The 15,028-nt window shown below is 71.5% G+C and carries 12 protein-coding genes; 8 read left to right on the top strand and 4 right to left on the bottom strand.

All coding sequences use genetic code 11. The annotated features are described in order from the left end of the window. Positions 1-13 precede the first annotated feature (13 nt). Positions 14-145, bottom strand: a complete 132-nt coding sequence (locus D1369_RS44495; protein WP_020116935.1) for a hypothetical protein — start codon at positions 143-145, stop codon at positions 14-16. Positions 146-943: 798 nt separating this feature from the next. Between D1369_RS44495 and D1369_RS04185 the strand changes: the two genes are divergently transcribed. From D1369_RS04185 to D1369_RS04175, 3 genes are all read left to right on the top strand, one after another. Next, complete coding sequence (locus tag D1369_RS04185) at positions 944-1,912, top strand: SCO0930 family lipoprotein (protein WP_007386396.1); 969 nt, start codon at positions 944-946, stop codon at positions 1,910-1,912. A gap of 283 nt (positions 1,913-2,195) precedes the next feature. Next, complete coding sequence (locus tag D1369_RS04180) at positions 2,196-3,017, top strand: SAM-dependent methyltransferase (RefSeq protein ID WP_007386397.1); 822 nt, start codon at positions 2,196-2,198, stop codon at positions 3,015-3,017. Beyond that, positions 3,014-5,158, top strand: a complete 2,145-nt coding sequence (locus D1369_RS04175) for an EAL domain-containing protein (protein ID WP_007386398.1) — start codon at positions 3,014-3,016, stop codon at positions 5,156-5,158. The genes D1369_RS04180 and D1369_RS04175 overlap by 4 nt, the downstream gene beginning before the upstream one ends. Before the next feature lie 12 nt (positions 5,159-5,170). Here the strand turns inward: D1369_RS04175 and D1369_RS04170 are convergent, their stop codons facing one another. Both D1369_RS04170 and D1369_RS04165 read right to left on the bottom strand, forming a co-directional pair. After that, complete coding sequence (locus tag D1369_RS04170) at positions 5,171-6,403, bottom strand: PQQ-binding-like beta-propeller repeat protein (RefSeq protein ID WP_007386399.1); 1,233 nt, start codon at positions 6,401-6,403, stop codon at positions 5,171-5,173. 42 nt (positions 6,404-6,445) lie between these two features. After that, positions 6,446-7,333: a LysR substrate-binding domain-containing protein gene (locus tag D1369_RS04165; protein ID WP_007386400.1), complete on the bottom strand. Its 888-nt coding sequence runs from the start codon at positions 7,331-7,333 to the stop codon at positions 6,446-6,448. Between the two features lie 84 nt (positions 7,334-7,417). On the opposite strand from D1369_RS04165, the gene D1369_RS04160 reads away from it, so the two are divergent. From D1369_RS04160 to D1369_RS04140, 5 genes are all read left to right on the top strand, one after another. Beyond that, positions 7,418-8,125: a succinate dehydrogenase gene (locus D1369_RS04160; protein ID WP_007386401.1), complete on the top strand. Its 708-nt coding sequence runs from the start codon at positions 7,418-7,420 to the stop codon at positions 8,123-8,125. Positions 8,126-8,127: 2 nt separating this feature from the next. Then, positions 8,128-10,074, top strand: a complete 1,947-nt coding sequence (locus tag D1369_RS04155) for a fumarate reductase/succinate dehydrogenase flavoprotein subunit (protein ID WP_007386402.1) — start codon at positions 8,128-8,130, stop codon at positions 10,072-10,074. Further along, positions 10,071-10,820: a succinate dehydrogenase/fumarate reductase iron-sulfur subunit gene (locus tag D1369_RS04150; protein ID WP_007386403.1), complete on the top strand. Its 750-nt coding sequence runs from the start codon at positions 10,071-10,073 to the stop codon at positions 10,818-10,820. The genes D1369_RS04155 and D1369_RS04150 overlap by 4 nt, the downstream gene beginning before the upstream one ends. A gap of 257 nt (positions 10,821-11,077) precedes the next feature. Then, positions 11,078-11,848, top strand: a complete 771-nt coding sequence (locus D1369_RS04145) for a GNAT family N-acyltransferase (RefSeq protein WP_007386404.1) — start codon at positions 11,078-11,080, stop codon at positions 11,846-11,848. Continuing rightward, a complete protein-coding gene (locus D1369_RS04140; protein ID WP_118082265.1) occupies positions 11,848-12,651 on the top strand; it encodes a lysophospholipid acyltransferase family protein in 804 nt (267 codons plus the stop codon). The genes D1369_RS04145 and D1369_RS04140 overlap by 1 nt, the downstream gene beginning before the upstream one ends. Positions 12,652-12,674: 23 nt before the next feature. Here D1369_RS04140 and D1369_RS04135 read toward each other — a convergent pair whose 3' ends face one another. Beyond that, the gene (locus D1369_RS04135) at positions 12,675-15,023 is read right to left on the bottom strand and encodes an excinuclease ABC subunit UvrA (RefSeq protein ID WP_118082264.1); all 2,349 of its coding nucleotides are present in this window, start codon (positions 15,021-15,023) and stop codon (positions 12,675-12,677) included. Between the last annotated feature and the right edge of the window lie 5 nt (positions 15,024-15,028).

Genomic DNA, 15,028 nt, shown 5'->3' with positions numbered 1-15,028 from the left:
TCCAGGATCGGCACTAGCGGGGCCGCAGGGCGGCCACGGCGACCACCGCGGGCGCGGTGATGAGCAGGACGTAGATCACGGGCGAGGTCGTGCTGTGGGTGCGCCGGTCGGGCGCCTTCGCGTGGTGGTAGGCCGGGTAGATCACCGGAGGTGCGGAGGGCGCCGGGGCCGGCTTGGGCGGCGGCGTCCGTGTCGGGGTGGGGGTGGGAGCAGGGGGCGGGACGGGGGCGGGAGGTGGTGCCGGCCGTGCTCGCGGTGGAGCCGGCTGGGGCGCCGGTGCCGGTGCCGGCGGCGGGGGCGGGGGAGGCGGCGGCTTCGGCGTCGGGGTCGGGGTCGGCCTGGGCTTCGGCGGCTTGTGCGTCGGAGGCGGCTTCGGAGTGGGGTCGGGGGAGGGTGTCGGAGTGCAAGGGGGCTCTGGGGGAGTGGGGGTCGGGGTGGGCGTGGGTGTCGGGGTGGGCGTGGGTGTCGGCTTCGGGCAGGGCGGGAGAGTGGGCCAGGTGAGGTTTCCGGCGACCGCCACCACCTCGGCGCCGCCGGGACCGACCGAGGCGTAGGCGCAGGCATCCGCCTCGGCCACCCCCGCCGTGGGGCCGATGAGCGCCCACGTCAAGGCCAGCAGGGCCAACGCGCGTATGGCGGTGGCGGATTGGGGTGATTCGGGTCGATGCACGACGGAGATCATGAGGCCTGTCACGCCGTCTCACGCGCGGGCGCGAAGAGATTGCTCCGAAGGAGGGATAAAAGGCCGCCCGATGTTTGAATCCTGAGCGATCGTCCGTCCGAAGAGGCGTGCCTCTGTTCGGTTTGAGGCGGGTGTGGTCACAGCGTCCGAAAAGAAATGTGCGGGACGGTTGAACACAACCCCTGGTCCGGTGCGTACTCATGGTCGTGCGGCGGCGCAGCAGGGCGCTGCAACACCCTTATGAATTATGGGGAGTTGACGATGAAGACCTCCTGGCGGAGCGCCTCACTCGTGGCAAGCGCCGCGGCGGTGCTGGCACTGACGACGGCGTGCGGTCAGGAAGGCGGCACCTCGTCGGTGGGCAGCCAGAACGTCGGCGCCACGGCGGCGGCGGGCGGTTACGGCGGTGTCGGCTCCGGTCTCGGGACCGACACCAGCCCCAGCCCCACCGCGAGCTCGACCGCGATCGGCCAGGGAAACCTGGGAGCCCAGTCCGCCTCGGCCGGCAAGCTGCAGGTGTCCGCGAACCCCGAGATCGGGGACGTGCTGACCGACGCCACCGGTCTCACCCTCTACCGCTTCGACGAGGACACCGCCGAGCCGCCGAAGTCGAACTGCAACGGCGACTGTGCCACGGCCTGGCCGCCGGTGCCCGCGGACGACGCCTCGGCCGGGGCCGGCATCGACAAGGCACTGCTCGGCGAGGTGACCCGGGCGGACGGCACCAAGCAGCTGACCATCGCCGGCTGGCCGGCCTACCGCTACGCCAAGGACACCAAGGCCGGCGATCTGACCGGCCAGGGCGTGGGCGGCAAGTGGTACGCGCTGGCGCCCACCGGCAAGAAGGCGTCGGTCGCCAGCCTTCCCGGACTGTCCACGCGCAATGACCCGAGCCTCGGCGAGATCGTCGTCGACAAGAACGGCATGACGGTCTACCGCTTCGCCAAGGACAAGGCCTGGCCCGAGCCGGTCTCCAACTGCAACGGGGCCTGCCTGGAGAAGTGGCCGGTCGTGGCGCCCGTGTCGTCGAACGACACCAAGGGCGTCCAGAAGAAGGGCCTGATGAGCTTCACGCGCTCCGACGGCGTCAAGCAGCAGACGGTCAACTGCTCGCCGATCTACACCTTCGCGGCCGACAAGAAGCCCGGCGACACCAACGGCCAGGGCGTCGGCGGCACCTGGTACGCCGTCCGTCCCGACGGAAAGATGGTCGGCGTCTCCGACAAGTGACACCGGCCTCACCGATCCACCGGTCCGACCCCTCCGCGCCGCACGGAGGGGTCGGACCGGTTTGCCGTCATTCCCCCCAACTCCCCGCGATTCGGCGCCCGTTCCGGAACTCTCCGGAGTGCGGCGGCTACGTTTCGTAGGCGATCCACGGCACCTTCCAAGCGGCACGTGCCGCAGGCAGTGACCGGGAACGGACGGTCAATTTCCGTTTCCGCTCGCTCCATTGGCGGGCGATCAGTAGCCTCAGCTCGAACACCGGATCGCCTACGCCTTGGAGAGATACATGGAGCGTCCCGCCTGGGCACCCCGGAACATCGACATCTCGGTGCCGAGCGTCGCGCGTATCTACGACTTCTACCTGGGCGGTTCGCACAACTTCGAGGCCGACCGGGAGGCGGCCCGCAAGGCCATGGAGTTCGCGCCGGGGCTGCCGAAGACCATGCAGGCCAACCGGGCGTTCCTGCGGCGGGCGGTGCGGTTCGCCGCCGACGAGGGCATCACCCAGTTCCTGGACATCGGTTCGGGCATCCCGACCTTCGGCAACGTCCACGAGGTGGCCCAGAGCGCCCGCCCCGGCGCCCGTGTCGTCTACGTGGACCACGACCCGGTGGCCGTCGCGCACAGCCAGGCGGTCCTGGAGGGCAACCCGGACGCGGGCGTCGTCGCGGCGGACCTCCGTAAGCCCCAGGAGATCCTTTCGAACGCCGAGGTCCAGGGCCTGATCGACCTGAACCGGCCGGTGGCGCTGCTTCTCGTTGCCATACTGCACTTCGTGGAAGACGCGGACGACCCGTACGGAGCGGTGGCCGAACTGCGCGACGCGCTCGCGCCCGGCAGCCTGCTGGTGCTCACGCACGCCTCGTACGAGGGAATGCCGCTTCCGCCGGAGCGGGCCGAGGGCGCGGTGGACGTGTACAAGGACATTCGCAACCCGCTGATCATGCGCTCGCGCGAGGAGATCGCGCGGTTCTTCGAGGGGTACGACATGGTGGAACCGGGACTGGTGTCGCCGCCGCGGTGGCGGCCCGATTCGGCGACCTGGAACCCCGACGACGAGGATCCGTGGGCCTTCGCGGGGTTCGCCGGCGTGGGGCGTTCCGCGTGATCGCCGAGCCGGACGGGCCGGAGGACAGACTGCGCCGGTTCGCGACGATCTGGAGCCGGGCCGTGTTCCCGGTGACGTCGACGTCCGCGACCCGGCCGGAGTTCGAGGAGCAACTGCTGCCGCTGGCCCGCCGGTTGAGTGAGGCACTCGCGGCCAGGACCGTCGACACGGACGAGGGCCGGGCGGTGGGCGCCGCCCTCGTCGACGCGCACTGCACGGACCCGGAGGCGCTGAGCCGCTCCCTGGACTGCGTCGACGCCTATCTGGTGCTCTACTGCGGCGGCGACGGCGACCGCGAGGACCTGCGGTCCCGGTCAGCCCGTCTGCAGCACGCCATGGCCGCCGGGTTCGCGCAGGCGTTGCGCGAGCGGACGCTGGCCGAGCAGGAGGCCATCGCGCAGGCCGCCCTGCAGGCACAGGGCGCGGTGGCACAGGCGCTGCACGCGACCGAGGCGCGATTCCGGGCGGTGTTCGAGGGCGCGGCCATAGGAATCGGCATCGCCGACCTGGACGGCAACGTCCTCCAGGTCAACGGCGCGCTGCTGCGCATGTTCGGCCTCACCGACCCGACGATGCGCGGTCGCAAGGTCCAGGAGTGGACCCACCCCGAGGACGCGCCGCAGACCTGGAAGCTCTACGACGAACTCGTCCGCGGCGAGCGCGAGCACTACCACCTCGAAAAGGCCTTCTACCGCCCGGACGGAACGGTCCTGTGGACCAACCTGACGGTCTCCCTGCTGCGCGACGCCGACGGCGCCCCGCAGTACCAGCTCGCCCTCATGGAGGACACCACCGAGCGCCGGCTGCTCAACCTCCGGCTGCGCTACGAGGCCACGCACGACGCCCTCACCGGGCTGCCCAACCGCACCCTCTTCTTCGAGCGCCTGGAGAAGGCCCTCAGCGCCGGCGATGGCCAGCGGTTCGGCCTGTGCTACCTCGACCTCGACGGCTTCAAGACCATCAACGACAGCCTCGGCCACGCGGCCGGCGACCGGCTGCTCGTCGAGGTCGCCGACCGGCTCCAGTCCTGCGCGACCGCGCCGGGCGAGATGGTCGCCCGCCTCGGCGGTGACGAGTTCGTGGCCCTGACCACCGGCCCCGACACCGAGAGCGAGGTCGACGACCTCGCGGCGCGCATCATGAACGTGCTGCTCGCCCCGGTCCGTATCGACGGCCGGGAGCTGACCGTGCGCGGCAGCATCGGCATCGTCGAGGGCCCGGCGGGCGAGCGGGGACCCGCGGAGGTGCTGCGCAGCGCCGACATCACGATGTACCGGGCCAAGTCGGCGGGCGGCAACCGCTTCGAGCTGGCCGATCCGGAGGCCGACGCCCGCGCCATCACCCGGCACGGGCTGACCACCCAGCTGCCCGCGGCCCTGGACCGGGGCGAGTTCTTCATCGAGTACCAGCCGCTGGTGCACCTCGGCGACGGCAGCGTCCGGGGCGCCGAGGCGCTCGTGCGCTGGCTGCACCCGCAGCACGGCGTGCTCGGCCCCGACCGGTTCATTCCGCTCGCCGAGCACACCGGACTGATCGTGCCGCTCGGCCGCTGGGTCCTGGAGCAGTCGGTGCGGCAGGCCCGCGAGTGGCGAGAACGGTACGGCGAGAACACGGCGGGCGGCCCGCTCCGCATCAACGTCAACCTCTCGCCCTGCCAGCTCACCCACCCCGGTCTGGTCCAGGACACCGTGGACATCCTGGAGCGCGCCGGTGTCGACCCGGACGCGCTCTGCCTCGAAGTCACCGAGTCGGCCCTCATCGGCGCCGACGACGACCTGCTCAAGCCGCTGCGTCAACTCGCCGAGATGGGCGTCGACATCGCCCTGGACGACTTCGGCACCGGCTACTCGAACCTGGCGAACCTCCGCCGTCTCCCGGTCAGCGTCCTCAAGCTGGACCGCTCCTTCACCCGGAGCATGCAGCAGTTCCCCGCCGACCCGGTCGACCTCAAGATCGTCGAGGGGATCGTCTCGCTCGCCCACGGCCTGAACCTGGCGGTGACGGTCGAGGGCGTCGAAACCGGGGCCCAGGCCGAGCAGTTGCGGATACTGGGCTGCGACACGGCCCAGGGCTGGTACTACGCCCGCCCGGGCCCGCCGGAGCGGCTGCACCAGCTGGCACTGGTGGACGCGGCGGGCTGAGTCCCGCCCCGGCTAGGGCAGCGGGAGTGAGCGCAGGGAGCCGTGGGTGCGGGCCATGACGACGACGTGGCCCGTGTTCCCGCCCGGCGTGACGAGCACGGGGTGCTCGCCGTCTCTGGTCTGCGCGTACGCCGCGGACATGCGGGGCGCGGCGTCTCCGGTCCCCTGCGGACCTGCGTGCAGGTCGATCGTGAGCACGCGGCCCCGCGTGGCGTCGTTGCCTGGGGTGAAGGTCACGAACCGGCCGCCGGCCACGGTGGCGTCCGCCTCGGTGGCGTACGTGCTCCACAGTCTGCGGTCGTTCTCGAGGTCGTACGCGTTCCAGTTGCCCGCGCTCGTGTCCTCGGCGCCGGCCTCGTACAGCACCAGGACCCCGTCCTCGGAGATCACCCCGCGTACCGGCTTGTCGATCGTGTTCCTCGGGGTGGGCAGCGGTCTCAGTGTCGCCGGATCCAGGCGCCGCATGGGCGGGAAGGTGTCCCCGGCGGAGAACGGGCTGCCGGTGCAGACCAGGTAGTGGCCACCGGTGACGAGGTGCGGGCACTCGGCGCTCGTGGGGCTGGTCGCCACGGTGTTGCCGGTGCGGGCGTCGCGGGCGGTGACCCGGGTGCCGTCGGACGTGTAGACGCGGCCCCGGAAGGCGGCCAGGGGTTCGCCCGTGCTCCAGACGACGGTCCGGTGCCACAGGGGCCTGCCGTCGGATGCGCGAACGGCGTCGAGGACGGCGGCGGTGCCGGTGAAGGGATCCGGTGCGTGCAGAGCGTAGACGTTCCCGTCCGCAGCGCCGAAGGCCAAGTAGGCGCGGCCGGTGGGCAGTCGACGGGTCCACGCCTGCGCACCCGTCCGCAGGTTCGCCGCGCGGATCCTGCCCGCGACCCCGGTCACGGCCCGTTCGTCGGCCGCGTCGACGAGCAGTCCGGCGCTCTTGCCGCGGTCGCCGGCGGGCACGGTCCAGGTGATACGGCCGTCAGCCCGCGAACGCCCCACGAATCCGCCGGAGTCGGTCGCGCACACCACCTGGTGCGCGGTCGCGCCGCAACTGCCGTGGGCCTCCCGGCTGGAGAGGGACGCCGTCCACGCCCGCCACGGGCCCGAGACGGACGTCGAGGTCATCTCCACCGTCGGCCCCGAGGCGCCGGACGACGACGAGACCGCCGGGGTCTTCGGTCCGCCGGACGCGGTGTTCCCCGCGCACCCCACCAGCACCAGCAGTGCCGCGCCCACCGCAACGATCCGCCGCTTCATCCCCGCCCACCCCCGTTCGAGAAAACCTCATGCTACGGCTGCTCAGTGCTCCAGCAGCATCCGCTGCAACTCCCGTGCGGCCCGCGGCGGAGCCACATCGCTGCGGTGCGCCAGCGCGATCGTCCGGTGCAGGCCCGGCCGGGCGAGCGGGGTGACCCGCAGCCCCCGTCCCGAGCGCGTGGCGACCATCCGCGGTACGACGGCCACGCCGAGGCCCGCCCGCACGAAGCCGAGGACCGCGTCCATCTCCCCTCCCTCCACCGCGAAGTCCGGCTCGAACCCCTCGGCACGGCACGCGGCCACGGTCAGTTCGCGCAGGTCGTAGCCGTGCCGGAACATCACCAGCGGCTCGCTCTCCAGATCGGCGACGCGGACCGTACGGCGGCCCGGACCGCCGGGCGCGGGCACCTCCGGCGAGGAGACGACGACCAGGTCCTCGCGCAGCAGTTCCACCGTCGTCAGCGCCGGGGACGGCGACGGCAGCGGGAGGACCACCAGGGCCAGGTCGAGGGCGCCGCGCGCGAGCAGCCGTACGAGATCGTGGGAGCCGCCCTCCTCGATCATCAGCCGGATGCCGGGATAGCGGTCGTGGAAGGCGCGCAGGACGTCCGGCAGCAGACCGGTGCACAGGCTCGGGGTCGCGCCCAGCCGGACCCGGCCGCTGCGCAGCTGCACCAGCTCCTGCACCTCGTGCCGGGCCGTGTCCGCGTCGGCGAGGATGCGGCGGGCCAGCGGCAGCAGGGCCTCGCCCGCGTCGGTGAGGGTGATGTTGCCGCGCGCCCGCAGGAAGAGGTCCGCCCCGAGCTCCCGTTCCAGGGCCCTGATCTGCTGCGACAGGGAGGGCTGGGCGACATGGACCGCCTCGGCGGCGCGGGTGAAGTGCCGGGTCTCGGCGACCGCCACGAAGTACTGGAGCTGCTGGAACTGCATCCTCGTACGATAGCTGTTTCCTATGGAATCAAGCCGGACCATGTCTTGGACCGATCGGGGGCCCGGGCCCTAGCGTCTTGACTCATGGCTCTGGCAACGCGGACGGACCGACGGCCGTCCCTCGCACGCACGATGTGGGACAGCTCCGTCGGCAAGAAGACCGTGATGGCCGTCAGCGGTCTGATCATGCTGCTGTACCTGGTCGTCCACATGATCGGCAACCTGAAGATCTTCTTCGGGGCGGGCGAGTTCAACCACTACGCGCACTGGCTGCGCACGGTCGGCGAACCGTTCATGCACTACGAGTGGACCCTCTGGCTCATCCGGATCGTGCTGGTCGTCGCCGTCGTCGCGCACGCCGTCTCGGCGTACCAGCTCAGCCGCCGCGACATCAGGGCGCGGCCCAGCAAGTACGTCCACAGGAAGCCACGGGCGAGCTACGCGACCCGCACCATGCGCTGGGGCGGCATCATCCTCGGCCTGTTCATCGTGTGGCACCTCCTCGACCTGACGACCGGGACCGTGCACTCCGGCGGCTTCCAGGAGGGCCACCCGTACCAGAACGTCGTGGACACCTTCTCCACCTGGTACGGCAACGTCATCTACATCGTCGCGATGCTCGCCCTCGGCCTGCACGTCCGGCACGGCTTCTGGAGTGCCGCGCAGACCCTCGGCGTCGGCAGCCGCAGCCGCGACCGCGCCCTCAAGGCCGTCGCCAATGTCCTCGCACTGCTGCTCACGGCCGGCTTCATCGCCGTACCCGTGGGTGTCATGACCGGAGTGGTGAGCTGAACATGACCTACGTCGACTACACGACCGGTGCGCCGCTGACCGACGACAAGGCTCCTGCCGGGCCCGTCCACGAGCGGTGGGACAAGCGCCGTTTCGAGGCCAAGCTCGTCAACCCCGCCAACCGGCGCAAGCACACCGTGATCGTGGTGGGCACCGGTCTCGCGGGCGGCTCCGCGGGCGCCACGCTCGCCGAACAGGGCTACCACGTCGTCCAGTTCTGCTACCAGGACTCCCCGCGCCGGGCCCACTCCATCGCCGCACAGGGCGGCATCAACGCCGCCAAGAACTACCGTAACGACGGCGACTCGGTCCACCGGCTCTTCTACGACACCGTCAAGGGCGGCGACTTCAGGGCGCGCGAGTCCAACGTCCACCGCCTGGCGCAGATCTCGGTCGAGATCATCGACCAGTGCGTGGCGCAGGGCGTGCCCTTCGCGCGGGAGTACGGCGGTCTGCTCGACACCCGCTCCTTCGGCGGGGTGCAGGTCTCCCGGACCTTCTACGCCCGCGGTCAGACGGGCCAGCAGCTCCTGCTGGGTGCCTACCAGGCACTCAGCAGGCAGATCGGCGCCGGGAACATCGAGATGCACCCGCGCACCGAGATGCTCGACCTGATCGTCGTGGACGGGAAGGCGCGCGGGATCGTGGCCCGGGATCTGATCACCGGGCGCATCGACACGTACTTCGCGGACGCGGTCGTCCTGGCCTCCGGCGGCTACGGCAACGTCTTCTACCTGTCGACGAACGCCATGAACTCCAACGCCACCGCCATCTGGCGGGCCCACCGCCGCGGCGCCCACTTCGCCAACCCCTGCTTCACCCAGATCCATCCGACCTGCATCCCGCGCACCGGCGACCACCAGTCCAAGCTCACGCTGATGAGCGAGTCGCTGCGCAACGACGGCCGGATCTGGGTGCCGAAGGCCAAGGGCGACACCCGGCCGCCGAACAGGATCCCCGAGGACGAGCGCGACTACTACCTGGAGCGCATCTACCCGTCCTTCGGCAACCTGGTCCCGCGTGACATCGCCTCCCGCGCCGCGAAGAACGTCTGCGACGAGGGCAGGGGCGTCGGTCCCGGCGGACAGGGCGTCTACCTCGACTTCGCCGACGCCATCGAGCGGATGGGACGGGGGGCCGTCGAGGCGAAGTACGGCAACCTCTTCGACATGTACCAGCGGATCACCGACGAGGATCCGTACCAGGTGCCGATGCGGATCTATCCCGCCGTGCACTACACGATGGGCGGACTGTGGGTCGACTACGACCTGCAGACCACGATCCCCGGCCTGTTCGCGATCGGCGAGGCCAACTTCTCCGACCACGGGGCCAACCGCCTCGGCGCCTCCGCGCTGATGCAGGGCCTGGCCGACGGCTATTTCGTGCTGCCGGCGACCATCAACGACTACCTCGCCCGCAACCCGCACCAGGACGCGGTGACCGACGAACACCCCGCCGTGCAGGAGGTGCTGGCGGAGACCGAGGACCGGCTCAACCTGCTCCTCGCCGTCGACGGCGACCGTACGCCCGACTCCTTCCACCGCGAGGTCGGTGAACTCATGTGGGAGTTCTGCGGGATGGCCCGCACCGACTCGGGACTGCGCAAGGCGCTGGAGCGCATTCCGCAGATACGCGAGGAGTTCTGGCGGCGCGTCAAGGTGCCGGGCACCGGCGAGGAGTTCAACCAGTCGCTGGAGAAGGCGAACCGCGTCGTCGACTACCTGGAGCTCGCCGAGCTGATGTGCCTCGACGCGCTGCATCGCGCCGAGTCCTGCGGCGGCCACTTCCGCGAGGAGTCCCAGACCCCGGACGGCGAAGCCGCCCGCCGGGACGAGGAGTTCGCCTACGCGGCGGCCTGGGAGTTCACCGGAACCGGCGAGGCGCCCGTCCTGCACAAGGAAGACCTGGTCTTCGAGTACGTCCACCCCACCCAGCGGAGCTACGCATGAAGCTCACCCTGCGCGTCTGGCGGCAGAAGAACGCCCACGCCGATGGCGCCATGTCCACGTACGAGGTGGACGGCATCTCGTCCGACATGTCCTTCCTGGAGATGCTGGACACCCTCAACGAGGAACTCATCCTGCGCGGTGAGGACCCGGTGGCCTTCGACCACGACTGCCGTGAGGGCATCTGCGGCGCGTGCTCGCTGGTCATCAACGGCGACGCGCACGGACCCGAGCGGACGACCACCTGTCAGCTGCACATGCGGTCCTTCTCGGACGGCGACACGATCGACGTCGAGCCGTGGCGGGCGTCCGCCTTCCCGGTGATCAAGGATCTGGTCGTGGACCGGTCGGCCTTCGACCGGATCATCCAGGCCGGCGGTTACATCACGGCGCCCACGGGTGCGGCTCCCGAGGCCCACGCGACGCCGGTACCCAAGCCCGACGCCGACTTCGCCTTCGAGCACGCCGAGTGCATCGGGTGCGGGGCGTGTGTGGCCGCCTGTCCCAACGGCGCCGCGATGCTGTTCACCTCGGCCAAGGTGAACCATCTGAACGTGCTGCCGCAGGGGGCGCCGGAGCGCGAGACCAGGGTCCTCGACATGGTGGAGCAGATGGACGAGGAGGGTTTCGGCGGCTGCACACTGGCGGGCGAGTGCGCGACGGCCTGCCCCAAGGGGATCCCGCTGGTCTCCATCACCAGCATGAACAAGGAGTGGCTGCGGGCGACCCGGAAGGCCGCCAAGCGCTGAGAGACGTTCGCCGATCAGTGCGGACGGGTGGGGCCGGACGTGGTGCTCATTCCCGGCCCCACCACGCCTGAGTGCTCTCCGGCCACCGGCCCGACACCGCCCGGTCGGCGGAGTCGGAGGCCCCGGACACCTTGCCCGAGGCGTTCAGCCACCGCACATCCGCACGCTTGGAACCGGCCACGTACACGCCAACCGGCGTCGGGAGAACAGGGACAGCGGCACCGCTCGCCGCCTCCGCCTGTGACCTGGAGAGTGCCATGACCGGCGTTTCCACCCTCGACCGTCCCCCGCAGAGCGTCGCCCCCACCCGGTACACCGTCACCCTGGCCCGCGACGAGGACGACGTACGGGCCGCGCAGCGGCTGCGGCACGACGTGTTCGCCGGGGAGATGGGCGCCCTCCTGTCCACCCCGGAACCCGGCCTCGACGTGGACGGCTTCGACGCCCACTGCGACCACCTGCTCGTCCGCGACACCCTGACCGGCCAGGTCGTCGGCACCTACCGGCTGCTGCCCCCGGAGCGCGCGGCGGTGGCCGGACGCCTTTACTCCGAGAGCGAGTTCGACCTCGCGCCGCTCGACGCGATCCGCCCGGGACTCGTCGAGGTCGGCCGTTCCTGTGTGCACCCCGACCACCGCGACGGGGCCGTCATCGGCCTCATCTGGGCCGGGATCGCCCGCTACATGGTGGACCGCGGCCATGACTGGCTGGCCGGCTGCTGCTCCGTCCCGCTCGCCGACGGCGGCGCGCTCGCGGCCGGCACCTGGGACCGGGTGCGCACCAAGTACCTGGCTCCCGAGGAGTTCCGGGTACGGCCCCTGCTGCCCTGGGAGCCCGCGGACGTGGCGCCCGCCGCGCACACCGAACTCCCCCCGCTGCTGCGCGGTTACCTCCGCCTCGGGGCCTGGGTGTGCGGGCAGCCCGCCCACGACCCGGACTTCGGGGTCGCCGACATGTACGTGCTGCTGTCGATGCGCCGGGTCAACGCCCGGTATCTGCGGCACTTCCTCTCGCTCGTCCCGGCCTGATGAGCGTCTGGCTGCCCAGCGCGCCCTGCACCCCTGGGGCGTGCCTGGAGCGGGCGGGATCCGTCACGGCCGTACCCCGTGCCGTGCTTCGGTTCCTCGTGGTCACGGCGGTCCTGCTCGCCGGGATCGTGCTGCTGCCGGTGGGCCGGTTGATCCCGGCCGGCGCGGTCAGGTGGTGGTGCCGGGCGGTGGTGCGGGTCTCGGGGGTCCGGGTCCGCCTGTCCGGCGCCGCCACGCCCACGGGCGGGGTGCTGCTGGTCGCCAACCACATCTCCTGGCTGGACATCCCGCTGCTGGCCGCCGTCCGGCCCGCGCGGATGCTCGCCAAGTCCGAGATCCGGCGGTGGCCCGTGGCGGGCCGGCTGACCGCCCGCAGCGGCGCGCTGTTCATCGAGCGGGACCGGCTGCGGGCCCTCCCGGACACGGTCGCCCGCATCGCCGACGCACTGCGCGCAGGCGCGGCGGTCGCCGTCTTCCCCGAGGGGAGCACCTGGTGCGGCCGCGCCCAGGGGCACTTCCGCCGGGCGGTGTTCCAGGCGGCTCTGGACGCCGGGGTGCCCGTCCAGCCGGTGAGTCTGCGCTACCGGCTCGTCGACGGCGGGTCCAGCACGGCCCCCGCCTTCATCGGCGACGACTCACTGCTGACCTCGGTGTGGCGGGTGGTGTCGGCACGGGGACTGATGGCCGAGGTGGAGGTTCCTGACCCGATCCCGCCGGGCAGCCACCCGGACCGCCGCTCCCTGGCCCGGGCGGCGCAGTCGCGGGCGTGCCACGGGCGAACGGGGGAGCACACGGGCGGCTGACGGCCGAAGGACCGCGGTCGGCATCAGCAATCCTTGCCCAGCGTCCGTGCCAGGTAGGGCGCCGTGGTGCTGCCCGCCGCCTCGGCCACGGCTCCCGGTACGCCCGTCGCCACGATCCGGCCGCCCGCGTCGCCGCCGCCCGGGCCCAGGTCGATCACCCAGTCCGCGCCCGCCACGACCGACATGTCGTGCTCGACGACGATCACCGTGTGGCCGGCGTCGACGAGGCCGTGCAGTTGGCGCATCAGGACCTCGACGTCGGCCGGGTGGAGACCGGTGGTGGGTTCGTCGAGGAGGTAGAGGGTGTGGGCGCGGTGCACGCGCTGGAGTTCGCTCGCGAGCTTGATGCGCTGGGCCTCGCCGCCGGAGAGCTCGGTGGCGGGCTGCCCGAGGTGCAGATAGCCGAGACCGACGTCGAGGAGGGTGGTCAGGCTGCGGGCCACGGACGGGGAGTCGGCGAAGAAGTCCGCCGCCGCCTCCACCGTGAGGTCGAGCACCTGGGCGATGTTGCGTCCCCGGTACGTCACTTCGAGCGTCTCGGGGTTGTAGCGTGCGCCGCCGCAGTCCGGGCAGGGCGCGTAGGTGCTCGGCAGGAAGAGCAGCTCCACGCTCACGAACCCCTCGCCCTGGCAGGTCTCGCAGCGCCCTCCCGCCACGTTGAACGAGAACCGCCCCACGCCGTAACCGCGTTGCCGTGCCTCGTCGGTGGCGGCGAACACCTTGCGCACGGTGTCGAACAGGCCCGTGTAGGTCGCCAGGTTGGAGCGCGGGGTCCGGCCGATCGGCTTCTGGTCGACCGAGACCAGCCGGCCCACCCCCTCCAGCTCCTCCGTGATCTCGCCGACCAGCGTGGACTTGCCCGAGCCCGACACCCCGGTGACCGCCGTGAGCACTCCCAGCGGGAACTCGGCCGTGACCTGGCGCAGGTTGTGCCTGGAGACCGGACCCACCTTCAAGAGCCCTCGGGGGGATCGCACTTGGCGGGCCGGGGCGGGGGAGCGGTCGAACAGGAACCGTGCCGTGGCCGACTCCTCGACCGCCGCCAGCCCGGCCGGCGGCCCGCTGTGCAGCACCCGGCCGCCGTGCTCGCCCGCCAGCGGCCCGACGTCCACCAGCCAGTCCGCGCCCCGCATGACGTCCAGGTGGTGCTCCACCACGAACACCGAGTTGCCGGCCGCCTTCAGCCGGTCCAGCACGGTCAGCAGCGCCTCGGTGTCCGCGGGGTGCAGTCCGGCGGAGGGTTCGTCGAGGACGTACACGACCCCGAACAGCCCGGACCGCAACTGGGTTGCCAGCCGCAGCCGTTGGAGTTCACCGGCGGACAGGGTGGGGGTGGCGCGGTCCAGGCTGAGGTAGCCGAGGCCGAGTTCGATCACCGGGGCGATCCGGGAGGTGAGGTCCTCGGTGAGGAAGCGCGCGGTCTCGGACCGTGCGTCGAGCATCGAGGCCAGTTCCACCAGCGGCACAGCCGCCAGCTCGGCGATCGTACGGCCGTTGAACGTCACCGCCATCGCCTCCGGACGCAGCCTGCTGCCGCCGCACACCGGGCAGGGCGCGGAGACCAGGAACCGCTCCGCCTTCGCCCTGAGCGTCTGGCTCTTGGAGTCCGCGAAGGTCTTCAGCACATAGCGGCGGGCGCTCATGTACGTGCCCTGGTAGGGGCGTTGGATCCGGTCCGCGTCCCGCACCGGGTGCACGGTGACCACCGGCTGCTCGTCGGTGAACAGGATCCACTCCCGCTCCTCGGCGGACAGCTCCCGCCAGGGCCGGTCCACGTCGTACCCGAGTGTGTCGAGGATGTCCCGCAGGTTCTTGCCCTGCCAGGCACCGGGCCACGCGGCGATGGCACCCTCCCGGATCGACAGCGACGGGTCGGGCACCAGCGACCGCTCGGTCGTACGGTGGACCCGTCCGAGCCCGTGACACTCCGGACAGGCGCCGACGGCCGTGTTGGGGGAGAACGAGTCCGAGTCGAGCCGCTCGGCACCCGGCGGGTATGCCCCGGCCCGCGAGAACAGCATGCGCAGCGAGTTCGAGAGGTTGGTGACCGTGCCGACGGACGACCGGGACGTAGGCGCCGAACGCCGCTGCTGAAGAGAGACCGCCGGCGGCAACCCGGTGATCTCCCCGACCTTCGGCGCCCCCACCTGGTGAATCAGCCGACGCGCATACGGCGCCACCGACTCGAAGTACCGCCGCTGGGCCTCCGCGTAGATCGTCCCGAACGCCAGCGACGACTTCCCGGACCCCGACACCCCCGTGAACACGGCGAGCACATCCCGCGGGATGTCGACATCCACCCCCTGAAGATTGTGCTCACGGGCACCGCGGACGCGGACGTACGGGTCGTGGGAGCCGTGGGTGCCGTGCATGAGAA

It is taken from the genome of Streptomyces sp. CC0208 (genome assembly GCF_003443735.1).
Lineage (GTDB): Bacteria > Actinomycetota > Actinomycetes > Streptomycetales > Streptomycetaceae > Streptomyces > Streptomyces sviceus.
Note: the sequence above shows the minus strand (reverse complement) of the source record. Positions and strands in the feature narration are given on the sequence as shown.